Source organism: Sedimentibacter sp. B4 (genome assembly GCF_000309315.1).
GTDB lineage: Bacteria > Bacillota > Clostridia > Tissierellales > Sedimentibacteraceae > Sedimentibacter > Sedimentibacter saalensis.
The window spans coordinates 1-241 of record NZ_CANG01000296.1 but is presented as its reverse complement, the minus strand read 5'-3'; the positions used below and the strand labels follow the sequence as shown (position 1 = coordinate 241).

The 241-nt window shown below is 68.0% G+C and carries 1 protein-coding gene; it reads right to left on the bottom strand.

The window, feature by feature from the left end:
- On the bottom strand, positions 1-241 hold a 241-nt coding region (locus tag BN358_RS23315), incomplete at both ends, for a helix-turn-helix domain-containing protein (RefSeq protein ID WP_304412784.1).

The window sequence follows — 241 nt, the reverse complement described above, 5'->3', positions numbered from 1 at the left end:
ACATGGCGATCTGGCGCGCGGTGACCAGCACGTGCGTCCGGCTCTGGCCGCAGAGTTCCTCGACGGTGATCCCGAAGTAGTCGGCCACGTGGGTCATGATCGCGGTCGAGGAGATCTGGGTCTCTGCGCCTTCGGGGATCAGGTCGCGGAGCACGACCTCGGCGAGGGCCAGGTCGACCTCCTGGCGGTTCAGGCTGGCGAACGCGGTCACCCGGATCAGCGCACCCTCGAGCTCGCGGAT